General features: G+C 57.3%; 18 protein-coding genes and 5 pseudogenes. 9 read left to right on the plus strand and 14 right to left on the minus strand.

What is annotated here, in order from left to right; all coding sequences use genetic code 11:
* Positions 1–135 precede the first annotated feature (135 nt).
* Positions 136–1404, minus strand: coding sequence for a cystathionine gamma-synthase family protein (locus L9059_RS02340; RefSeq protein ID WP_247286875.1), 1269 nt, complete (start codon positions 1402–1404; stop codon positions 136–138).
* A 237-nt stretch (positions 1405–1641) separates the two neighbouring features.
* Here L9059_RS02340 and L9059_RS02345 point away from each other — a divergent pair.
* From L9059_RS02345 to L9059_RS02355, 3 genes and pseudogenes are all read left to right on the plus strand, one after another.
* Positions 1642–1962: pseudogene (locus L9059_RS02345) on the plus strand (hypothetical protein).
* Positions 1963–2993: 1031 nt separating this feature from the next.
* Complete coding sequence (locus L9059_RS02350; RefSeq protein ID WP_247286877.1) at positions 2994–4148, plus strand: lysozyme inhibitor LprI family protein; 1155 nt, start codon at positions 2994–2996, stop codon at positions 4146–4148.
* Positions 4149–4708: 560 nt separating this feature from the next.
* Complete coding sequence (locus tag L9059_RS02355) at positions 4709–5146, plus strand: acetyltransferase (RefSeq protein WP_014717580.1); 438 nt, start codon at positions 4709–4711, stop codon at positions 5144–5146.
* Between the two features lie 54 nt (positions 5147–5200).
* On the opposite strand, the pseudogene tnpC reads toward L9059_RS02355, so the two are convergent.
* From tnpC to L9059_RS02385, 6 genes and pseudogenes are all read right to left on the minus strand, one after another.
* Positions 5201–6736 (minus strand): annotated as a pseudogene (gene tnpC / locus L9059_RS02360) (IS66 family transposase).
* Positions 6737–6799: 63 nt separating this feature from the next.
* Positions 6800–7135: an IS66 family insertion sequence element accessory protein TnpB gene (tnpB, locus tag L9059_RS02365; RefSeq protein WP_247286879.1), complete on the minus strand. Its 336-nt coding sequence runs from the start codon at positions 7133–7135 to the stop codon at positions 6800–6802.
* Positions 7132–7452, minus strand: a complete 321-nt coding sequence (gene tnpA, locus L9059_RS02370) for an IS66-like element accessory protein TnpA (protein ID WP_247286881.1) — start codon at positions 7450–7452, stop codon at positions 7132–7134. The genes tnpB and tnpA overlap by 4 nt, the downstream gene beginning before the upstream one ends.
* 212 nt (positions 7453–7664) lie before the next feature.
* The gene (locus L9059_RS02375) at positions 7665–8984 is read right to left on the minus strand and encodes an ABC1 kinase family protein (protein WP_247286891.1); all 1320 of its coding nucleotides are present in this window, start codon (positions 8982–8984) and stop codon (positions 7665–7667) included.
* Positions 8981–9445 (minus strand): DUF3429 domain-containing protein, encoded by a 465-nt coding sequence (locus L9059_RS02380; RefSeq protein ID WP_247286893.1) that lies wholly within the window; start codon positions 9443–9445, stop codon positions 8981–8983. The genes L9059_RS02375 and L9059_RS02380 overlap by 4 nt, the downstream gene beginning before the upstream one ends.
* Positions 9446–9779: 334 nt before the next feature.
* Positions 9780–10001: pseudogene (locus L9059_RS02385) on the minus strand (carbohydrate porin); the annotation flags it as partial.
* Positions 10002–10406: 405 nt separating this feature from the next.
* Here L9059_RS02385 and L9059_RS02390 point away from each other — a divergent pair.
* The 4 genes from L9059_RS02390 (at position 10407) to L9059_RS02405 (ending at position 12298) form a co-directional block, all read left to right on the plus strand.
* On the plus strand, positions 10407–10622 hold the full coding sequence (locus tag L9059_RS02390; RefSeq protein WP_247286895.1) for a hypothetical protein: 216 nt from the start codon (positions 10407–10409) through the stop codon (positions 10620–10622).
* Positions 10619–10831, plus strand: a complete 213-nt coding sequence (locus L9059_RS02395; protein WP_247286897.1) for a CsbD family protein — start codon at positions 10619–10621, stop codon at positions 10829–10831. Before L9059_RS02390 ends, L9059_RS02395 begins: the two co-directional genes overlap by 4 nt.
* Positions 10832–10936: 105 nt before the next feature.
* On the plus strand, positions 10937–11770 hold the full coding sequence (locus L9059_RS02400; RefSeq protein ID WP_247286905.1) for a BON domain-containing protein: 834 nt from the start codon (positions 10937–10939) through the stop codon (positions 11768–11770).
* Positions 11771–11929: 159 nt separating this feature from the next.
* Positions 11930–12298 carry an isochorismatase family protein gene (locus tag L9059_RS02405; protein ID WP_345894256.1) on the plus strand — a complete coding sequence of 123 codons (369 nt, stop codon included), beginning with the start codon at positions 11930–11932 and terminating at the stop codon, positions 12296–12298.
* On the opposite strand, the pseudogene L9059_RS02410 reads toward L9059_RS02405, so the two are convergent.
* The 6 genes and pseudogenes from L9059_RS02410 to serC all read right to left on the minus strand — a co-directional run.
* A pseudogene (locus L9059_RS02410) lies at positions 12288–12514 on the minus strand (transposase domain-containing protein); the annotation flags it as partial. The gene L9059_RS02405 and the pseudogene L9059_RS02410 overlap by 11 nt on opposite strands.
* Before the next feature lie 392 nt (positions 12515–12906).
* Positions 12907–14172: a serine hydroxymethyltransferase gene (gene glyA / locus L9059_RS02415; protein WP_247286910.1), complete on the minus strand. Its 1266-nt coding sequence runs from the start codon at positions 14170–14172 to the stop codon at positions 12907–12909.
* An 83-nt stretch (positions 14173–14255) separates the two neighbouring features.
* On the minus strand, positions 14256–14489 hold the full coding sequence (locus tag L9059_RS02420; protein WP_428480241.1) for an aminotransferase class III-fold pyridoxal phosphate-dependent enzyme: 234 nt from the start codon (positions 14487–14489) through the stop codon (positions 14256–14258).
* A gap of 24 nt (positions 14490–14513) precedes the next feature.
* Entirely contained in the window at positions 14514–15359 is an 846-nt protein-coding gene (locus tag L9059_RS02425) for a YggS family pyridoxal phosphate-dependent enzyme (protein WP_247286919.1), read from the minus strand.
* Positions 15359–16612, minus strand: a complete 1254-nt coding sequence (locus tag L9059_RS02430; RefSeq protein ID WP_247286922.1) for a benzoate/H(+) symporter BenE family transporter — start codon at positions 16610–16612, stop codon at positions 15359–15361. Before L9059_RS02430 ends, L9059_RS02425 begins: the two co-directional genes overlap by 1 nt.
* Before the next feature lie 123 nt (positions 16613–16735).
* The gene (serC, locus tag L9059_RS02435; RefSeq protein WP_247286925.1) at positions 16736–17818 is read right to left on the minus strand and encodes a 3-phosphoserine/phosphohydroxythreonine transaminase; all 1083 of its coding nucleotides are present in this window, start codon (positions 17816–17818) and stop codon (positions 16736–16738) included.
* Positions 17819–17953: 135 nt separating this feature from the next.
* Here serC and pdxR point away from each other — a divergent pair, with 135 nt between their 5' ends.
* Together pdxR and L9059_RS02445 are read left to right on the plus strand one after the other, a co-directional pair.
* Complete coding sequence (gene pdxR / locus L9059_RS02440) at positions 17954–19450, plus strand: MocR-like pyridoxine biosynthesis transcription factor PdxR (RefSeq protein WP_247286927.1); 1497 nt, start codon at positions 17954–17956, stop codon at positions 19448–19450.
* A 29-nt stretch (positions 19451–19479) separates the two neighbouring features.
* Positions 19480–20031 (plus strand): annotated as a pseudogene (locus L9059_RS02445) (hypothetical protein); the annotation flags it as partial.
* Positions 20032–20131: 100 nt separating this feature from the next.
* Here L9059_RS02445 and L9059_RS02450 read toward each other — a convergent pair.
* Positions 20132–20887: a helix-turn-helix domain-containing protein gene (locus L9059_RS02450; protein WP_247286929.1), complete on the minus strand. Its 756-nt coding sequence runs from the start codon at positions 20885–20887 to the stop codon at positions 20132–20134.
* Positions 20888–20937 lie beyond the last annotated feature (50 nt).

Consider the following 20937-nt stretch of genomic DNA (forward strand, 5'->3'; position numbering starts at 1 on the left):
GTTGTATTCTCATGAAATGTTCGGACAAGCGCCTTGTAACTGGCTTTTGGGCAGTACAATTTTGTTGTCACTGGATTTTATTATTTTCATTCTTCATGAAGGACTTAAGATGAATATCGAAAGTTCTGCCCGTATTCAGTCTCCTACCTCAATGAAACGTTGAGCACTGTCAGTTTGAGGGCTTGCATCACCTTGCTTACTTCGCACTAAAGCGAAGGCTTGTTTTAGATCAGCCAATAAATCGGCTGAATCTTCAATACCTACGGACACTCGAACCAAACCTTCGGAAATTCCAAGTGCCTGACGTTCTTCCAAGGTATTTTCCACGTGACTGGTCGTCCGAGCCGGCCCATAGATGGTCTCGACAGCGCCCAAATTACCCGCCCGATGCGCATATCTGAGCAGCGGTAGCAAACGAGTAACTGTGTCCATGCCTCCTTTCAGCACGAAGCTCACGATGGCTCCGAATCCGTTCATTTGCGAACGAGCGATGTCATGACCTGGATGTTGAGGCAACCCCGGATAGTTCACAGACTCGACCAGCGGTTCGGTACAGAGGTACTCGGCCAAAAGTTGCGCGCTCGCCTGTTGCTGGCGAAGACGCAGAGCCAGAGTCTTGATGCCTCGGATGATTAGATACGCCGAAAAAGGATCCAGCGAGGCACCATTGATTTCACGGTAATGGCGAACTTGAGACATCAAATGCTCGGCGCCGCAAACCACACCACCGAGTACATCACCATGACCGGACAGGAATTTAGTCGCGCTGTGCACAACCACATCAACGCCTAAAGCGAGCGGATTCTGATTCAGAGGCGTCGCGAATGTATTGTCCGCGACAATCAAAGCACCCACTCGCTTCGCCGCTGCCGCAAGGCGACGAATATCAACGATTTTCAGCGTTGGGTTCGTGGGTGTTTCCAGGTACAGGACGCTGCAGCCTTTAGCGATCTCCTGCTCAAGTGCCACAGTGTCGAGCGTATCGCAAAGGGTTACCTCCACACCCATGCGTGGAAGAAACTCTTCAAAAATTTTGTTCGTACCACCGTAGCTGTCACGTGTAGATATCACACGCTGCCCATAGGATAGGAAGGTGTGTAGCACACCGCTGATTGCGGCCATTCCGGTGCTGAAAGCTACAGCCGACTCTGCGTTTTCGAGCTCACAGAGTTTATCTTCTAAGACAGAGACAGTGGGGTTGCTCATCCGGCTGTAAATGAAGCCGGGCTCCTTTCCCAATGCCACGTCATACCACTTATCGATATCGTCATAGCCATAGGCGGCACTGACCACGATGGGTGTCTGGGTCGCATTATAGGGATGCTGAACTTGCTCACCTCCCCATACGACTCGAGTCCCCATACCAACCTCTGAAGCTTGGACGGCGCGTTTCTTATTTTCCATAAAATGTCTCGCATCAAGGGAAACACAACCGTGTTCCATGTGGGCTTGGGAGGACTATAAGGAAGGCTCATGCTTGTGAAAAATCATGATATCTGGGAGTAAGGGGTGCTTTTTTTAATGGCTGGATGCGAGTTACAGACTGTTAAACCGTTACTAGCTGAGAGCACCTCACCAACATTCAGCTGCGAGACATCACGAGCTGGGTATGCAGCTCTAAAGCACCATGGATTTGCAGAGATGAACCCAATGACTCCTGACGGTCGATACTTTGCAGTCAAAGGGCAGCTGTAGCGTTGCACCAACCCTTCAATGACTGCGGATGCACGGCAGCACCTCGTAGACGAACTCATGGCAGCGCGTCGTGAGGTAAAGGCAGCCAAAGCTTCTGCCGATACTGGGCAGCTGAAGCTGGCCAGGGCGCGCGTCCAAACGGCGAAGGTGGCGCTCGGGGAGCGAGGGCCGGTTTGTTGGAACGATGGCAGTCCAGACTTCAACAGGCAAAAAGTTGCCAACACTCCCTATGCTGAGTGGTACCGGTCGTTAGAGGTCAATGGCTGAGCGGTGGCATGCTTCCCCGTGCATTTGAGCCGCTCCCATCATCGAGAGGTGAGACAAACTTTTTAAGCGATCTTATTAAAGCGAACCTGCTCGATAATGATTTGAAGAGTAATCGCCGCCAGACTGAATGCCGGGTCAGTTTTTTTTCGAAATCTGACTCGGGCATCTTAAAACTCAGTGAGATCAACCCAGCGAATTCCGGTAACGATTCCCCAATTACCTTGGTCATTGGGCCGGCGCCAGCGCGCCGTCGGCTGTGTTTTTAGAAAAGCCAAAGCCTCATCGAAATCAGCGATTTTCCGCTCGTCTCCCTTGGCTCCGACGGTGAATCCTCCGCTGCCCCCGAGCGCAGGAGAGAACACCGATCCATCTTTTGCCTGTGGAACCTTAAAAGACGAGCAAATCACTTTTCCGAAATTTCTGCCTCAAGCGATTCTGACAATTTCAAGGTCTCGCTAGAGACCTCACTGGCAGCCGAATAATTGGAAAAACCTAGGATATCCGCATAGCGTTTTCTCAATAGCCCATCGCGTGCTTTGAGGAAATCGAGTAAACGGTCTGCCTGATAGAGCTCATTGTCATCAGGAATCGAATGCTCGTTGGAGAACGTCGGACTGCGACCACTTACGCGGGCGGTGACATGTCTGGATCTGACCGTTGAGCTTTAGCCGCCCTCTCCTGCAGCGCTCTGTTTAGCCGCTGCCTGAGCCCCCGCTTCCTTGATAGGACCTTACGATACTCACCTCAGGGTTTCACGCAAAGCGGCAAGCCCCCCTGGCCTGTTCTCCTGGTCCGGCGCCGTTATGTTGTTCCTCTCTGCTATATCAAGCACCTGACGTGGTTATGCAATTCCCCCTCCCCATATGGTTGGCGGTACAGGGCTGCGGCTGTGGCTGTGGCTGTGGCTGTGGCTGTGGCTGTGGCGATGGTCCTGCCCTATTGGGTACCTGACCTAAGGTTTAAGGAATGCCCGCCGATAAACGCTACGTCCGTCTATGGGCGCTATTAATGGGATTAGGGATATGCAAAGGATGATGAGCAGCGCGGCGGCGCTAGTGCTTGTATTTGCGGCCGGCAGCGCTATGGCAGCAAGTTTTGATTGTAAAAAAGCTGCAAGCTTCGCAGAAACGTCCATATGCCAGGACGGCTACTTAAGCTCCGTAGACAGTAGCCTGGGCCGGGAATACCAAAAAGCGCTGGCCAACACCGGCGATCCTGCCCGCCTCCGCCAGCTACAGCGTGAATGGATCACTGAGCGTGACCAATGCACCTCGCAGAAGTGTCTCGATAAGACGCTGGGCTCGCGGGTCACCTTCCTTGAAAATTACGTCAACGCTGAGAGACACGCGGCCGATAAGGCTGAGGAACAAACCCGACAAGATCAACGAAACGCGGAACGCCACGCGGAAGAAATCGCATCAGCTAAGCGAACTGCGGATTACAACCTCGCGAAGGAACAATCTCGCCTGCAACGGGAACAGGAGTACTTGAAGCAATCAAAGACTGCGGTCGCGTCAGCAGCCCCAGTTCATCCAGCTCCAGCTAATCTGGCAACGGCGCCGCAAAGGAGTACTGCAGCTCAACCACTAGCTGAGAAGCCACTCTTCCAAAGGATGTGGCAGACGTTCTGGTCTGGCCCTGCCTGGAAATACGCCCTGCTGATCGGGTTCCTGATTTCTTGCTGGACCGTCTGGCTTCACCATAAAGAGACCGCCACAATCTATAACGACTACACAGATGCAGCCATCACTAATCTGCTACCGGCCGCCGGAGTGATAGCCGCCCTCGTCATGCGCTGGCTGGAACTGCCAGGCCTTATCCAGGTGATTGCCTTCACCACTGGGGTTCTGCTGGGTATTAGCTACGCTGTCTACGCGACCCTCAGAACCAACCAAGGCGCGCTCAATATCGCGCTGGTCATAATTACCAAGCTCACCATCATAACGGTGTTCTTCGCGATTATCGCCATGCTGGTTGGCTCCCTGTTTTCAAATAGTGGTCGGCGCAAAGGGGAATCGCAAGCACGCACAGCTGCACGCCATCGACGTGAGGCCAAGCAAAACATGGCATTAATCGCAGCTCTGTCCGTCGCCTATACGACACTGACCGTGTGGTTGTGCCGCAGTCCAGAGTTCACCTCGATCGGTGACTGTCTGGAATTTGAGCGGAATCCCGCCATGGCATAAGCCTGGGAATCAGGTTTGTACTTTTAAAAATTGGGTGCCCATCGCGGGCGCCTAATCTTCATAGCAACAACCTGAAATGCGGATCATAGGTCAGGCCTAGGAGAAATGAGACAGCTGCAATGCGCTTCTCGAATCAATCATGGCAGCCCAACTGCGGAGTGACTCGCTCAGGGCATATGAAGACTTGGGGTCGACCCGGGCTTAAGCCCGAAGGAGCGATAGCCGATGTAGCTATAGCTACGCAGCCCAGCAAATGTAAGCGTCCGGGTAAGTCACCGTAAGCTCCTGACGACTACATCACCCGTTTCTAGCGTTCCGCAGCAGATCCCTATCGGCCCGGAAACCATCTGTCAGGTATGCTTCCACCATTCCCATCCGTAATTTTTTATTGACACCTCAAAAGCCTCTCAGTATCGTCCGTCCTCCCTCATTTCCGGCTACCTCTGCCGTGAACCGCCCAGGCGTTAACTCGCGAAGCGGTCATACAAGTTGCCGACACTTATACGGTCGCTATCTACTAGCGCGCCTCATTTCCGATATCAAGTGTTAAGGATGATTCTATGATCATTCGTCAGGCTACTAACGCAGACCATCCGCAACTGCTCAACATTTGGCTGCGCTCCGTTCGCGCCACGCATCACTTCCTGCAAGAATCCGATATTGAGGCATTGCTTCCTCAGCTCCGCGATATTTACCTACCCGCTGTTGAATTATGGGTTGCGGTAGATGCCGAGGACTGCCCGCTAGGGTTCATCGGGCTCAATGAAAACCACGTAGAGATGCTCTTCATCGAACCAGATCTGCGAGGGAAAGGGATTGGACGTGCGCTGCTGGATCATGCCCGCAGTTCGCGCAGTCAGATGAGTGTTGATGTGAATGAACAGAACCCCGAAGCGGTAGGGTTCTATTTACATTACGGGTTTGTTCAAACAGGTCGTTCTCCGCTGGATGGCGAGGGCCGCCCCTTCCCCTTGCTGCACCTGAGCCTGCCCGGCTAGGGCTGTAATCGTGAATCGCTCCTAAGCTTTTGCTTCGGGGCGATTCATTATCCATCAGGCCGACATCCATTGATTCGGTAGCAATTGCCCGATCTCACTGGCTCGCTGTGTCGGCAGCCGTGTCAGCACATCTTTGAGATAGGCATACGGATCATGCCCATTCATACGCGCCGACTGGATCAGGCTCATGATCGCCGCCGCCCGCTTACCGCTACGTAGCGACCCGGCAAACAACCAGTTCGAGCGTCCGAGCGCCCATGGCCGTATCTGGTTCTCGACCTGGTTGTTGTCGATGGGCACAGCCCCATCGTCCAGGTAGCGCGTAAGCGCTACCCAGCGTTTCAGGCTGTAATCGAGGGCTTTCGCCGTGGCTGATCCGTTGGGCACCAGGTCGCGCTGGGTCAACATCCAGTCATGCAGTCTTTTGATGATCGGTACCGCTAGTTCCTGACGTATTCGCCAACGCTCTTCATCGCTCATATCCCGCGCTTGGCGTTCGACCTCGTACAAGCCGCTGATCGAGTGCAAGGCCTGTTCAGCCAACTGACTTTTGTTCGCCACGTGCAGATCGAAAAACTTGCGACGGGCGTGAGCCATACAGCCGATTTCAGTGATGCCTTTCTCAAATCCGGCCTTGTAGCCAGCGAAGTCATCGCAGACCAGCTTGCCGTTCCAGTCGCCCAGGAAGTTGCGTGCATGTTCGCCAGCACGGCTTGGGCTGAAGTCGTAAACCACCGCTTTGAGCGCCGAAAACGGCGTAGTGCTGTAGGCCCAGACGTAGGCCCGGTGGGTTTTCTTCTCGCCTGGCGCAAGCATTTGCACCGGTGTTTCATCGGCGTGAATCACGCCCTGGTTCAGCACGGCTTCACGCAGTGCATCGACCAGCGGCTGGAGTCGCACGCCGGTTTGCCCGACCCACTGGGCCAAGGTCGAGCGAGCGATTGCCAGCCCGGCGCGGCCAAAGATTTTCTCCTGCCGGTATAGCGGCAAGTGATCGGCAAACTTGGCCACCATCACGTGGGCCAGCAAGCCTGCGGTCGGGATACCTTTATCGATAACCTGGGCCGGCACCGGCGCCTGGATAAGGGTTTCGCACTGGCGGCACGCCCATTTGCCACGCACATGTTGCTCGACGGTAAACACGCCCGGCGTGTAATCCAACTTCTCGCTGACGTCTTCGCCGATGCGTTGAAGTTGGCAGCCACAGGCGCACTGAGTATTTTCTGGTTCGTGACGAATCACGGTGCGCGGAAACTGCGGCGGCAATGGCGCACGTTTGGGGGATTGCCGTGGCTCGGCCTGTGGCGAAGCTGGGAGGAGCTGTTTTAGCTCGGCCTCGATAGCTTCAAGGTCTGTGTCGAGCAGGTCATCCAGCAAGCTGCCTTGCGCTGGGCTGATTTGCTCGCTGCGCTTGGCAAACTTGTGGCGTTTGAGAAGGGCGATTTCGTAAGTGAGCTATTCGATGATGGTTTCATCGTTGTGGATTTTCCTGCTCATCGCCTCGACCTGGGACTGCAACTGCAACGCCTGTGCCGCCAAGGCACGAAGCTGTTCCGGGGTCATCTGGTCGAGGTTGGGCGAGAAAGTCATGCTGCCGATTGTGACAGAGCAGGCACGGGGCGACGACAAGTAGACCGGCCAAATGGCCGGCGTTTACAGCATGCTAATCACACCGCCTGCGCCGACTCGCTGCCACTGCAGGCCCAGTACCAACGCCTGGAGTTGCTCGCTGTCGAGCTCGACCTCGCAGCCATGGCGAATGCCGGGCCAGTGAAATTTGCCTTGATTCAGTCGCCGCGCTGCAAGCCAGACTCCCACGCCGTCGTGCACCAGAACTTTCATCCGGTTAGCCCGGCGATTGGCGAACAGATAAGCGCAGTGCGGCTTCGCCGCACCGAACACCGCGATCACTCGGGCTAATGCCGTCTCGGTGCCGGCGCGCATGTCCATCGGTTCCGTGGCCAGCCAGATCGCATCAATGCGGATCATTGAGCGACAGCCCGAATAAACTGCGCGCAGCCCTCAGGATCTGAGGTTGGCCATTTCACCGTGATCACTTGCCCGGCCATGGGCAACTCAATGATCACTGAGGCTTCGGCTGGCCGTTTAGGTACAGCCTTCAGTGGGACAAATGCTGGCAACGAGGTTGGGGCGAGTTGGTCTCGATAGAGCGGCATCCATTTGCGGATGACATTGGCGTTGATGCCGTGGCTGATGGCGACACTGGAAACAGTTGCTCCAGGTTGCAGGCACTCCTGAACGACCTGGGCCTTGAACAGTTTTGGATAAGAGCTTCGTTGGCGCATGGGAATCCTGGCGATAAGGGTGATCGCGTCCGCTTAAAAATACGCGGACACCATCGCCCTTAATGCTGGAGTTCGGAAGGTGAGTTCGCCGGACGCTTACCAGCAAATCGCCAATTGAATCAGAGATCAGATACTTGCGGGCCGAGAATTATGTAAAGGCCTGGTTAAGCGGTAGCGGTACTCAAGGCAAGCATCTATCGTCCATAAAGCGATCAAATCACGTAAGGCTCGAACAGCCTCCGGAAATTCACCCGCGCCTTCAGTTTCGCGGCCAACAGGTACAAACCTCCCACCTTGCGATGCAGAAACAGTACATCCACAGGTGGCGTGTGCCAGAAGTCGCGGTCGGCACCTAGTTCCCAACCGGTATCACGCAGGCGTGTGGCCAGGTGAGACGTAGCAAAGTCATAGGCCCCTTGATGCCTCAGTGGCTCGCAGGCCTGTGTAATGAGATCAGTGAGCAGAGCTCGGTGTTTGGGCAGCGTCTCAGGCTGAAAGTAGCCGACTTCCATCGCGGCATTGGTGATGGCGGTACGGTCTTCATGCAGGCCTGCAATTAGCAAGCGGCGATAAGCCTCGGTAGTGTTGCGGTCATAAAGTCGCGTGGCGCCGAAGTCCAACAACACCACCCGGCCGGTGCCTGGCTGATAACGGTAATTGGCAAAGTTAGGGTCGGTCTGCACGCACTGGAACTCGAACACCTCGCGCAGAAACAGGCCGAATAGCAACATGATGATCCGGTCGCGCTCTGCCTGGGGCGCGTGCTCTAGTGACTCCAGCGCTACTCCGTCAACGAAGGACATCACCAAAATATTCGGCGTGCTGAGCTGAGCATACGCACGAGGAACCAGAAATTCAGGACTGTCGGCCAACAGTTGATCAAAGCGCCGTAAGTGCTCGGTTTCTTTCATGTAGTCCGCTTCATCCTGTAGCTGACGCTTGGCCTCTTGGAGTAATGGGGCGACGTCCATGCCCTTAGGCAGCATCCCGGACATGCGCAACAAGGTCGCAACGTTATCCACATCGCTCGAAATACTCTCGCGCACGCCAGGGTATTGCACCTTGATCGCCAAGCGTTGGCCGTCCTTTCCCTTCGCAACATGAACTTGGCCGATGGACGCTGCCGCCAATGGCGTGAAGGAAAACCGTTCGAAGCGCCCTTCCCAGCCCTTGCCCCAGCTTTCGTTGAGGACTGCCACCAACTGGCTCATGGGCATAGGATGAGCGTCACAACGCAGACGAGAAAGGATTTCGCTGAACTCGCGCGGCAACAAATCACCTGCATCCATCGATAACAACTGCCCAACCTTCATGGCGGCGCCACGCAGTTGCGACAGTTGCTCGACCACCCGATGCACATTGCCCGACGTCAACAGCAGTTCGCTGAGCGCTGGACGTTTGCCCTGAACCCACTGCCGAGCGCCTTCGGCTAGCATGCCGCCCGCGACGCCCGAGGCCAAACTGCCAAAACGCATCAACCGCGATAAGCGGCTGCCAGGCACGGGCAACGAGCCGGGCACACGAGGCTTCATGAATGAAGCGCCTCAACGATCGCGGCAAGCAGCAAGCAGCCGCTCGCCACGAGGGTAAGCCGTAATCGCATCGGCAGGTACCAGGCGGGCAAGCTCATAACCCGTAACAGCTGCCTGTCCTGCCGGTAGTGGACAACAAAGCCGATGACCAGCAGTAAGCAACCCAATGGCATTGGCAGTAACGTGGCAATCCAAGCAATAAGCGCCGGAATGACACTCCAGATGAACCGGTTGCGGCCCTGCTCGGCGCTCATGTCTTGCACGGTCATGGCGAAGCCCCAGTGTAAGGCGCCGACGAAGCTCAGGATGACTGCGCCATAGTTAACAAGCGCCATCGCAAACAACGGCCGATAGTCGAAAGAGAACGGGATCAGCAGTGCCAGACCAATAAACGGCAACAAACCGCCATATCCCAGCAGGCTGACGAGCCTTGGCAGAGAGCTTGAAGGCAACACGTTCATTTGTATTCCTTGCAGTGAGCGACACTCAAGACTGTAGGCCCAAAAGCCCCGCTTGGGCGAGATATTGATGGCGATCCGAAGCTGGGATCAGCGTAGTGAGTCGCTTCGTAGGATTAGGTCATTGCCCCATTCCTTTTGGGGCAAGCAGGCGACTGCATATGAGGAGCTTCGCATCCTTGAGATCATGCTCAGTGCCTGCATTTCAAGATGGCTGCTCATCGCAAACTGTGGCCGAGAGCTTCGTGAAGACAATCAAGCGTGACTACGTGGCACACACGCCCAAGCCGGATCGAGAAACGGCGTTGCGTAATCTGACAATTGCCTTCGAGCATTTGCCACTAACCTCGGCCTGGGGATTGTAGAAGTTGCTGGGGTTGAACACGTACTGCACGCTTGGCTGGAGCGCTAGATAAGGTGTCACCTGCCACACCATATTGAGCTCTACTCGCGACTCTCCTTTCGACATTCCCTGGTCAACTCCTGTGGCAATCAGCCGCTGATCATGCTGAAACCGAACCTGTTTATCCCCCAACCGAAGGTAGCTGGCCTTGAGGCTTCAGTATTGACGCCCCCGGTCCGCAGAGCGGTTCCAATTGCCTATTCCTTGCAAAACAGGTCAAGTCCAATCAGGAAGACAAGTCTACGTAATGCCTCAACCTTACAAAATTAGAATTGGCAGGCGTGCGGCTCGGATTCTACGGAGCACCAGCCTGGCCAGACAGCGCGGTGGGTCTGCCTGTTAGCGCACATAGCCTTATTATGCCCTGCGCACGTGCACGGTACTTCGGGCTTCGCTTCAATGCGCTGATGCCGCCAGCTCAGGTTTTGAGACTCTTTTAAATCGCGACCGTGGGCTATTTTTAAGAGCGCTAGCGCACCGACGCGCATGCATACCCCTGTCATTGTCCTAATCCCGAGAGCCGCAACTTCGCAGCGTTCTAGGTATTTGCCAGAGGTTTACATGAACAAACCCAGCGAGCAGCGCCACCTCAGTGCGTCCAGCAAAAGCCGCGCACAAGAGCCTGGCGGCATGAGCACGACTCAGCCGTATTACAAAGCCATAACGATTTTCCCGCAGGGCGACACCCAGGAACTGAGAAAGACGGCTCGTCAAGAGCAACAGCCCAGTGCCAGCAACGATGAAGAAAAGTCGCAGCAGGAACCCAAAAAATCATGAGCATGACCAGCCGCGATGTATTCAAAGGCAAATGGAAACAGCAGGTCGGCGCCGCCAAGGTCGCTTGGGGAACATTGACCGAGGATGAGTTGCTGCAGTCCGAAGACCATCAGCAAAAACTGGCGGGCTTGCTGCAAGATCACTACGACATCGCGCGTGAAGAAGCAGAGAAGCAGGTCAACGATTTTATCCATCCCTCTAAACGCTGAGTCTGGCCCCATTGCTTGCTTTAGCCAGAGGCAGCGCTGGGTATCGAGGGTCGTTATTTGACGGCATCTCGATCCATCAGGTCTTTCTTGATATTGAGAACCATCATGAACAATCAGCCCCATAGCTTATTTCTCAGCACATTCCTCGCACTTTCAATCGCCTGCGCCAGTGTCAGTGCTTACGCCGCTGGCGATTCGCAAGCGGTCACCAATGCCCGTCAGGAAACTCAGATCTGGACCACCTTCGCGTTAAGCCCTTATCTGCGCAGCAATAAAATTGATGTCACGGTGGAGAACGGCAAGGCCACGCTGCAAGGCGATGTCACGGAAGAGGTCAACAAGGATCTGGCCAAGGAAATTGCCCTGGGCGTTAAAGGCATTACAGCGGTGGATAACCAGATCATCGTAGACGCCAACTACCTTGCGCCAAAGCCCGGCACTGAGCGCGGTTTCAGTGATGTGATTGAGGACGCCAGCATCACCACAGCGGTCAAATCGAAGCTGCTGTGGAGTAAGAGCGCCGCCGGGTTGAGCACAAACGTCGACACCAAGTTTGCTCGGGTGATCTTGAGTGGTACTGCACAAAGCGCGGCTGAGCGTGAATTGGCCGGTCGTCTGGCGCGCAATACCCATGGAGTGATCGCGGTCGATAACCAGATCAAAGTCAATGCGATGAAACCCAGCGTGGTCGAGAGTAGCAAGCAGGTGGTCGACGAGGCAGGTAGCGACATTAGCGACAGTTGGATCACGACCAAGGTCAAGTCAACCCTGCTGTACACCAGCAACGTGGCCGGATCATTCATCGACGTGACCACCAATAAGGGCGTCGTCAGTCTCAGTGGTAAAGTCAATAATGGTACTGAACAGGCCCTGGCCATCGAACTTGCGCAGAACGTGCGCGGGGTCAAAAGCGTGCAGTCCAAAGAGCTGATTTTCTAAGCTGCGTGGGTGACTAGAAAAAGTCGTTCTGTGTGCGCTGACTACAGATAAACCGTTTGATTGGCAGGGTTGCTTCAGGCTGGTTCCGCGTTCTCGCGTGTTGATGCCGATGCTCAGTTGCAACGTTTAATAGCCGAGAGTAAAGGCTGAAGTTCGCCAATTACCTGCTGGAATGACATTAAGAAGAACGTTGCCCCGATGAAGGGCGAAATCGTCATCACCCAACAGGAAAACTGCGCGTTCATTGGCACTGAATTAGACACCGTTCTTAAACGGATGCAGGTAAAGCGGTTGGTGCTGACGGTTGTTGTCATTCACAACAGCATAGATGCCACAGTCCGTGCGGGAAAAGCACTCGGATACAGCATCGTCCTTCCATCAGACGCCACGACAGCCGTGCCCGTCATCGCGCCGCATGGACAGTCATGGGACGCCACAACCGTTCATGAATTGACCTTGCCTATACTGGGTGATGAGTATGCCGATGTCATGTCATCGGATGAAGTGGTCGCACAGCTCACCCTATGAAGTTATGTGGTACCCAAAGATGCGGTAGCCAATTTCACTAGCCCGCTGTGTTGGCAGCCGCATCAGTACGTCTTTGAGATACGCATAGGGATCATGCCCATTCATGCGTGCAGACTGGATCAAACTCATGATTGCCGCAGCCCGTTTTCCGCTGCGCAGCGACCCTGCAAAGAGCCAGTTCTTGCGTCCAAGAGCCCACGGCCGTATACGGTTGTCGGGTAGTCAGACGCGGTTACCCTCGTCCAACCTCCTAAGAACCGTGCATGCGAGTTTCCCAGCAACTCATCCCAACTGGGGTCATGCGGGTTGGCAGCGACCTTGATCTTGATGTGCCGAACAATCGGCTTATCCGACTCCTTCAGTAAGGTGTAGTCCCTCGCCTTACCGTCTGCGTATTTTTCAACGGTTGAGAACACCCACCGGCTCGATCCAGCCGGATCGGTTGTGGCGAAATGCGCGCACGTTGGCGAACCCCAATCCGCGAGTGTACAAGTCGCAGATTGTGGGCAATTACCTGGTCAATGGCGCGTGGGTGTCGCCAAGGGGATCGCCGGATAAAACAGTTGAACACCCGGCCACCACCCGATCAGGTAATGGCCGGGCCAGACTCAGCGATAGACCGGAAAACGACGGCACAGCGCGACAACCTGTTCGCGCACGTGGTGGCCGACCTTGTCGCTGTCTCCGTTTTCCAGGGCGTCCAGTACGTCGCACAACCAGCCGGCCACTTGCTCGCAGGTCTCCACACCAAACCCGCGGGTGGTCACCGCCGGGGTACCGATACGAAGGCCGGATGTCACAAACGGTGAGCGCGGGTCATTCGGCACCGAGTTTTTGTTGGCGGTAATATAGGCACTGCTCAGGGCCGCGTCGGCCTCCTTGCCGGTGTAGGGCTTGTCGGACAGGTCGATCAGCATCATGTGGTTGTCGGTGCCGCCCGAGACGATCTTGTACCCGCGCTTTTGCAACACCCCGGCCATGGCCCGGGCGTTGATGACCACTTGGGTCTGGTAGAGGCTGAACTCCGGCGCAAGCGCTTCCTTGAACGCCACGGCCTTGGCCGCGATCTGGTGCATCAGCGGCCCGCCCTGCACGCCGGGAAACACAGCGGAATCGAGCTTTTTGTAGAAGGCTTCATCCTGTCCCTTGGACAAAATCAAACCGCCACGTGGCCCGCGCAGGGTTTTGTGCGTGGTGCTGGTGACCACATGCGCATGGGGAAGCGGGTCCGGGTATTCGCCCGCGGCGACCAGCCCGGCGACGTGGGCCATATCGACCCAGAAGATAGCTCCGACCTTGTCGGCAATGCTGCGCATGCGCGCCCAGTCCTTGTACCGCGAATACGCGGAAAAACCACCGATCAACATTTTGGGGCGTGTCTGCAGTGCGATTCGCTCCATCTCGTCATAGTCAAGAAAGCCGGTTTTCGGGTCCAGCCCGTAAGGCACGATGGTGTAGTGACGCCCCGAAAAGTTGGCCGGATTGCCGTGGGTCAGGTGACCGCCCTGGGCCAGGTTCATGCCCATCACCGTATCACCGGGGTTGATCAGTGCCAGGAAGACCGCCGCGTTGGCCTGGGCGCCCGCATGGGGTTGCACGTTGGCGTAGTCGCAGTCGAACAGGGCCTTGACCCGCTTGATGGCCAGCCGCTCGGCCACATCGACGTATTCGCAGCCGCTGTAATAGCGCTTGCCGGGGTAGCCTTCGGCGTACTTGTTGGTGAGCACCGTGCTCTGGGTTTTCATCACCAGCGGGCTGGCATAGTTCTCCGAGGCGATCAGCTCGATATGGTCTTCCTGGCGATGCTCTTCGTTGTGAATCGATTCATACAGCTCAGGGTCGAAAGCGTTGAGGGTCAGTGTCGAGTCGTACATGTGCAAAGTGTCCTTGGCCAAGAATTCAAGCGGCGGGTGACAGCAGGCGCGTGAAGCGCGCGGCGATGTCGTCGATCTGTGCGTCACTGCAGATCAGCGGCGAACAGGTTGGTCGTGTGCAGTAACACCGTGGTCTGTTCGGCGATGGCCGCGGCAATTTCGGGGTTGGCATGCCCCAGGCTCGTCACCGCCACACCGGCGATGGCATCCAGGTATTCAACGCCCTCGGTGTCCCACAACGAGGCGCCCTGGCCTCGGCTGAACGAAACCGGTTGTCGGGCTGAGGTGCGCATGAGGTAAGCGGGTGCAGCGGACATTGCGGGCCTTCCTGTAGAGGGGGATCAACGGGTGGGCGTGATCGACAACAACGTGTCTTCACTGAGGGGGCGGGCATCGGCGGTCGGCCAGTAGTACGCATCCGGCATGGCTCGGGCCCCGAAGATCGCCTGTCCGACGCGCACCACGGTCGCGCCCTCTTCAATGGCGATTTCAAAGTCACCCGACATACCCATCGACAACTCTTGCAGCGACACCCCATCAGGGGCGCAATGACGCAAGCGGTCGCGCAATTCACGCAGCCGGACGAAGCACGGACGCACCCGCACCGCGTCGGCCGAGAACAGCGCCAGCGTCATCAACCCGCGAACCCGCAGCGTCGGGAACGCTGGCATTGTCTCCAGGAAAGCTGCCACGTCATCGGGCGCCAGCCCGTACTTGCTGGCTTCGCCGGAGGTATTGACCTGGACGAACACGTCCATCTGCCGACCTTCAATGCGCAGGCGACGGTCCAGCGCCTCGGCCACCCGCAGGTTGTCCAGGGCCTGGAACTCGCTGGCGAAGCGTGCAACCTGCTTAGCCTTGTTGGTCTGCAAGTGGCCGATCACCGACCATTGCAGGTCTTGCAGGTCGGTCATGGCTTCCCACTTGCGCTGTGCTTCCTGCACCTTGTTCTCGCCCAGCAGGCGGCAACCGGCGGCATAAGCCAGACGCAGATGAGCTTCATCAAAGGTTTTGCTGACCGGCAGCAAGCGCACACCCGCCGGGGCGCGCCCTACCCGACGGCACGCCTCGACAATGCGTTGCTGCACGGCGGCAAGGTTGCGGCGAAAGTCTTCGACACTGCCGGCCTGAGGGTAACGACCATGGCGCGCATGCAGGGTGTTGAGGTCTTCAGTTTGATCAGGCATCAGTTGGCCGCTCCTTTGGTGGGCACTGCAACCGGCCCGGCCTGTGGGACTGCAGTCTTTTCACGATGCGGCAACTGCCCATTGAGCACGGCGTAGGCGGCCAGGCCGATGACCAGGCCCCAGAACGCGCCGCCAATGCCCAGCAGGGTGATATTGGCCGCGCAGGCCAGGAAAGTGATCAGCGACGCTTCCCGCGATTTCACGTCCGCCATGGCATTGGCCAGGCTCGCGCCGAGTGTGCCCAACAGGGCCAGCCCGGCCAGGGTGGTGATGAAGGTCGCCGGGAAGGCCATGAACACCGCCGCCAGGGTCACGCCGAAGATCCCCACCAGGATGTAGAAGATGCCCGCGGCCACGCCTGCGATCCAGCGCTTGGACGGGTCTTCAGACGCTTCCTTGCCCGTGCAGATGGCGGCCGTGATGGCCGCAATGTTGAAGGCATGGGAGCCGAACGGCGCCATCAGCAAAGAACCCAGCCCGGTCACGCTGAGGATCGGGTTGGCGCTGGTGCTGAAGCCGTCACTGCGCAGCACCAGCATGCCCGGCATGTACTGCCCCGTGAGGGTGATCAGAAACAGCGGCAACGCCACGCTCAACAACGCATTGACCGAGAACTCAGGACGTGTGAACACCGGTGTCGCAAACTCCAGCGCCAGCCCCGTGAAATCCAAGCGCCCCTGCATCAGCAGAAAGCCAAGCCCAAGCACCAGAATGCCGACCACCGCGTAGCGCGCACTCAGGCGCTTGAACAGGAGGTAGGCGCCGATCAACACCCCGGCCAATAACGGATCGACGCTCATGCTGGCGAACGCACCGATGCCGAACTGCAGCAGGATGCCGCCCAACAAGCCCGCGGCCACACCCGGTGGGATCAGGCGAACGGCTTTTTCAAAGTAACCGGACACGCCCAGCAGCACGAACGCTGCAGCCGAAATCATGTACGCCCCAATGGCCTCGGCGTAGGGTGTGGTCGCCAAGGCGACGATCAAAAACGCCGCCGCTGGGGTCGACCAGGCGGTGATGATCGGCTCGCGGCTCACCCAACTAAGGAACAGCCCGGTCACCCCTACCCCGATCGACACAGACCACACCCACGACGCCGTCAACTCAGGGCTGAGCCCTGCGACCTTGGCGGCCTGAAACACCAGGATGAAGGTGCCGCCGTAGTTGACGATCACCGAAATCAATCCGGCAACCGCCGGGTGCAGCAGGTCCCGCAGACGCAGGGACGAGAGGGATTGAGTAGATGACATAGGTCTTGGCTCCTTGCTGGACGATGTAGCCGGCCGCTGGTAAGCGGTTATTTATAACGGTTGATTGGCAGGTTCTACCCCTACGCTTTAACGCAGCAGACCAGACCACTTTGCGTGGTCGGCTCAGCCATGCTCGTGCGCAAACGCGTTCATGAAATCGCACAGCGCCTCGACCGCCGGCACTGAAACGGCGTTGTAGAGGCTGGCGCGCAGGCCGCCGACGCTGGCGTGGCCTTTGAGGCCATTGAGGCCGGCCTGCTCCGCGCGCCGCAAAAAGCTCTTCTCCAGCGCCACCTCGGCCAGCCGGAAGGGCACGTTGTTGATGGAGCGATACGGTCCCTGCACCGGGTTGCGATAAAACCCGTCACTTCCATCGATGGCGCGGTAAAGCATTCGCGCCTTGGCCTGATTACGCTGATGCAGGGCCTGCAGACCGCCGCTGTGCTTGATCCACTTGAGCGTCAGGCCGGTGACGTACCAGGGGAAGGTCGCCGGGGTATTGAGCATCGACTGCGCATCGCTGATGCACGCGTAGTTGAGAATGTCCGGGGTAAATGCATGGCATCGCTCAAGCAGCGCCGGGTCCACGATGAACACCGTCAACCCGGCCACGCCCATGTTTTTCTGCGCGGCGGCATACACCAATCCATGCCTGGCGATGTCGATCGGTTTGGACAGCAGGCTTGAACAGGCATCGCACACCAGCGGCGCGTCGCTCGCGGGCGTGTCGATGAACTGCACGCCGTGCACCGTCTCATTCTCGGTGTAGTGCAAGTAGGCGGCGTCGGCGTTAAGGCGCCAGTCCGAGGCGTGGGGGATACGGTCGAAACCGGACGCGTGGGCACTGGCAACCACGCGCACATCGCAGTAGCGCCGGGCAGCCTCGATCGCCTTGCCCGACCATAGGCCGGTGTGCAGGTAATCCGCCGTGCCTTTATCGCCTATCAGGTTCATCGGCACTTGAGCAAACTGCAACGAGGCGCCCCCTTGCAGGAACAACACTTTGTAGGCGGGCGGCACCCCGAGGATATCGCGCAGGTCCCGTTCGGCCTCGCGGGCCACCGCCATGAACACCTGCGAACGATGGCTGATTTCCATCACGGACATGCCGGTGCCGGCAAAATCGAAAAACTCCTCGTGCGCCTGAGTGAGGACGTCCAACGGCACGGCGGTCGGGCCTGCGCTGAAGTTGTGTGACCGAGCCATGGTTGAGTAACTCCTGTTCAAGAACGCTTGCCCTGTGCGTAATCACCGAGGTAAAGCCTGGGGTGGCTAGGGCCAGAGTCTACGGATAAACTGGCCTGCCCTTACCTGCCAGTTCATGGAGAGAGAGCAGACCACATGGCAAAGACCTTCGAGCTGGAAACCCTGAAGATGCGCCTCAACGACGCTGAGTTTCAGCTGCTGGATTTGCACCAGCGGATCCAGCGTGCATTGCGTGCGCTGATACTCGACGGCGCCCTCAGCCCCGGCTTGAAACTGCCCGCCACGCGGGTGCTGTCCAAGTCACTGGGCTGCGCCCGCGACACCGTTGAGAACGCCTATGTGCAGTTGCATCGGGACGGGTTTATCGTGCGCCGCGAAGGCGCCGGCAGTTACGTCTGCGACACGGTGGGCGTCGAATTGCGCGGTGCCGGCCGCCGACGCCTCAGGGCTCAGGAAGTCAGGAGCAGCGTCGCCGCACCCGGCGCCGAACTCAGCCAACGCGGGCGGATGATCTTCGACACCGGCGGTGTGCGCGATCAGCAAGTCATCAAGGCATTCGCCACCGGCCTGCCGGAAACCCGCAGCTTCCCGACGGATGTCTGGGAGCGTTTGCAGCGCCAGGTCATGAAAGACTATCGCGCGAACGTGCTGCTGCATGGCGATCCACAAGGGGCCGAGCCCCTGCGCAAAGCGATTGCCACCTACCTGAACCTCGAACGCGGCGCCAAATGCTCCCCCGACCAGGTGCTGGTATTGAGCAGTACGCGTCAGGCGTTGTATCTGTGCGCGCAGTTGCTGGTGGACGCCGGCAAGCCCATTCTGCTGGAAAACCCCGGCTATTACGGCGCCCGCAAGGCCTTCGAAATCGCCGAAACCAAGGTGCTGCCCATTGATGTCGATGAACGGGGCATCCGCACCGACCTGCTATACGCCGACCGCAGCGGCGCCAATTGCGTGTATGTCACGCCCTCGCACCAATACCCCACCGGCGCGACGTTGCCGCTGGAGCGGCGTCTTGAGTTGATCAATTGGGCGGCGCAAAAACGCAAGTGGATCATCGAGGATGACTACGACAGCGAGTTCCATTACGACGGGCAACCCACGGCGTGCGTGCAGGGCCTGGACAAGTATCAGCGCACGCTCTACATCGGCACGTTCAGCAAGACCCTCTACCCCGGCCTGCGCATGGGATATATGGTGATGCCCTCCGAGCTGGTCAAGCCCTTTGCCTATGCGCGCAGCATGATGGACGGCCACACTCCGCAAACGCTGCAACTAACGCTGGCGCGCTTTATGGAAGACGGCCATTACAACGCGCATGTCCGAGCCATGCGCAAGCTGTATGCCGGACGCCGGTCGATCATGCACGATGCCATCGGCAAGTACTTGAGCACGGTGGTCACCGCCGAACTACCACCGGGCGGATTGCAAATCCCCTGCTTGCTGAAAGCCGGCTGGTCCGAGGAAAAAACCATCCGCCAGGCCGCCACTGCCGGCGTGCAACTGTCCGGGCTCAGCGGCTTGTACGCGGGCGACCCGAAGCAACAGGGCTGGCTGCTGGGCTACTCCTCCCTGACCGCGTATGAAATCGAAGCCGCCATGTTGCGCCTGGCCAACGCCCTGAAAATCTAATGGCCCAGCGCATAGTTCATCGGCGGCTGCTGGGCCTTGCCGGCATGGTTAACGGACAAGCCCTGGAGCACATGCGTCTCGGCTATGTCGAGCGCCATCACCATGGCTTGAAGAACAGGCCCGTCCTTTGCGAAAAATCGGGTTGCATGTCACCACTGGAGTGGGCTGGGTGGAAAACCCCTTGCGAGAAATCCTCATTCACCTCAAAGAACAGCCAATGGCGGTACTGATCAAAGCACTGGAGCATCCAACGCTGCTATCGCGCCTGATGGTTCACACCCCTCGATATCCATCTGCTGCGCAAGTGCCAGGTCCTCCTGCATTTCGTCAGCCATGTGCAGCACACGTGGCCGCGTAAAATTGTCGCTGCAGTCGACCCGTTCCATAGCGATGGTCAATATGAAGGCTTCAACGACAGGATTCTGCGCGAGGCCTCAATACTGGCGAGCACCTGTAATACCGAGTTCGATGTGATCGATGTCGAGGTGATTGTCACGGGCCGAGTTGGCAATCGGGGCCTGGGCCGCTTGGTAGGTGGTACGGTGGAACATCTGCGGTACAGAATGCCGTGCAGCGTCTGAGTGGTTTCACCGGAATAACTGGCGGAGTAAAAGAAGTCGAGATCAAATCTGCTGACTCCTGCCTTTAAAGTCTCTATTCCATCGTTGCAACCTGCTGGTGTCAGCCGCTCTGACAAAACGCTTCAAGCAGCGGTAAATCCATGATTTCGACGCTACGGCCTTCGAAAGTCATAAGCCGTAGATCGCGCAGCCGCGCAATGGCTCGGCATATCGTTTCGGATCTGACGCCAATGGAGGATGCAATATCCTCGCGTGACATACACAGGTGGAAGCAGTGCGCGGAGTACCCCCTCAGTGCAAATCGCCTGGAGAGACCGAGTACGAAGATCGCCAAGCGTTCTTCCGCATTGCGATGCCCCAGAGTGATCAGCATGTTCTGGCTGCGGCTAATTTCCCGGCTGAGCATTTTGTTCAAGCTCAACTGCAACAGGGGTACATCCCGAGCGAGTCGTTCCAACCGATGATAGGAAATCAGATTGACCTCACTGTCTTCCAGCGCCGACGCCGTGCATACATGACGCTCTCCAGTGATTGCTTCTAACCCTATCGGTTCGCCAGACATTGCGAAACCCGTAACCAGGCTATGCCCTTGCTCGCTGACAAGAATGGTTTTAAAACTTCCGACCCGGACAAAATACAAATATTGCGAAGAGCCTCCTGCGTGATAAAGGTCAGTCCCCTTGCCGATACGCACTTTGTGAATGACTAATTCGTCAAAACGCTCGCGGTCTTCATCGGAGCATTTTGACGACAAAAAAAGGTCATGAATTGCGGATTGTTCAAGGGCTTTTATCGAAGGGTAAGGACGCGCAAAAAATGGCGTCAACGGCCTCGTTTGTTCGGAATTGATCAGCATCGTTCACACTCCAGCTTTTATCGCGAGACAATTTCAGTAGCCCCAACAGA

It is taken from the genome of Pseudomonas violetae, assembly GCF_023072615.1.
Taxonomy (GTDB): domain Bacteria; phylum Pseudomonadota; class Gammaproteobacteria; order Pseudomonadales; family Pseudomonadaceae; genus Aquipseudomonas; species Aquipseudomonas violetae.

Coding starts and splice junctions, on each gene's coding strand:
- tnpA (WP_247286881.1), bottom strand. CDS start 7,452: ATGCGCCAACGAAGCTCTTATCCAAAACTGTTCAAGGCCCAGGTCGTT.
- L9059_RS02340 (WP_247286875.1), bottom strand. CDS start 1,404: ATGGAAAATAAGAAACGCGCCGTCCAAGCTTCAGAGGTTGGTATGGGG.
- L9059_RS02390 (WP_247286895.1), top strand. CDS start 10,407: ATGAACAAACCCAGCGAGCAGCGCCACCTCAGTGCGTCCAGCAAAAGC.
- L9059_RS02375 (WP_247286891.1), bottom strand. CDS start 8,984: ATGAAGCCTCGTGTGCCCGGCTCGTTGCCCGTGCCTGGCAGCCGCTTA.
- tnpB (WP_247286879.1), bottom strand. CDS start 7,135: ATGATCCGCATTGATGCGATCTGGCTGGCCACGGAACCGATGGACATG.
- L9059_RS02425 (WP_247286919.1), bottom strand. CDS start 15,359: ATGCCTGATCAAACTGAAGACCTCAACACCCTGCATGCGCGCCATGGT.
- pdxR (WP_247286927.1), top strand. CDS start 17,954: ATGGCAAAGACCTTCGAGCTGGAAACCCTGAAGATGCGCCTCAACGAC.
- L9059_RS02430 (WP_247286922.1), bottom strand. CDS start 16,612: ATGTCATCTACTCAATCCCTCTCGTCCCTGCGTCTGCGGGACCTGCTG.
- L9059_RS02395 (WP_247286897.1), top strand. CDS start 10,619: ATGAGCATGACCAGCCGCGATGTATTCAAAGGCAAATGGAAACAGCAG.
- L9059_RS02420 (WP_428480241.1), bottom strand. CDS start 14,489: ATGTCCGCTGCACCCGCTTACCTCATGCGCACCTCAGCCCGACAACCG.
- L9059_RS02400 (WP_247286905.1), top strand. CDS start 10,937: ATGAACAATCAGCCCCATAGCTTATTTCTCAGCACATTCCTCGCACTT.
- L9059_RS02350 (WP_247286877.1), top strand. CDS start 2,994: ATGATGAGCAGCGCGGCGGCGCTAGTGCTTGTATTTGCGGCCGGCAGC.
- serC (WP_247286925.1), bottom strand. CDS start 17,818: ATGGCTCGGTCACACAACTTCAGCGCAGGCCCGACCGCCGTGCCGTTG.
- glyA (WP_247286910.1), bottom strand. CDS start 14,172: ATGTACGACTCGACACTGACCCTCAACGCTTTCGACCCTGAGCTGTAT.
- L9059_RS02380 (WP_247286893.1), bottom strand. CDS start 9,445: ATGAACGTGTTGCCTTCAAGCTCTCTGCCAAGGCTCGTCAGCCTGCTG.
- L9059_RS02355 (WP_014717580.1), top strand. CDS start 4,709: ATGATCATTCGTCAGGCTACTAACGCAGACCATCCGCAACTGCTCAAC.
- L9059_RS02450 (WP_247286929.1), bottom strand. CDS start 20,887: ATGCTGATCAATTCCGAACAAACGAGGCCGTTGACGCCATTTTTTGCG.